Origin of the sequence: Pseudomonas persica, assembly GCF_900291015.1 — a bacterium.
Taxonomy (GTDB): Bacteria; Pseudomonadota; Gammaproteobacteria; order Pseudomonadales; family Pseudomonadaceae; genus Aquipseudomonas.
The window spans coordinates 1-256 of sequence record NZ_OLKL01000238.1 but is presented as its reverse complement, the minus strand read 5'-3'; the positions used below and the strand labels follow the sequence as shown (position 1 = coordinate 256).

Below are 256 nucleotides of genomic sequence, written 5' to 3'. Positions count from 1 at the left end.
GGGTTACCAGCGCTCGATCCTGACCGGCGCGATCATCATGGCCGTCGGCCTGTTCATGATCTCGCTGCCGCAGGAGCACATCTTCAAGCTCGGCCTGGCCACCATCATCGTCGGCAACGGTCTGTTCAAGCCCAACATCTCGACCATGGTCGGCAAGCTGTACGGCCTGAAGGACGAACGCCGCGACTCGGGCTTCACCATCTTCTACATGGGCATCAACATCGGCGCGATGATCGCTCCGGTGCTGACCGAGTAC

1 protein-coding gene is annotated in these 256 nt (G+C 60.9%); it reads left to right on the top strand.

The genetic code is table 11. From position 1 onward, the window contains the following. The coding region (locus FQ664_RS26420; RefSeq protein WP_144175938.1) for a POT-type proton-dependent oligopeptide transporter at nucleotides 1-256 on the top strand (256 nt) is incomplete at both ends.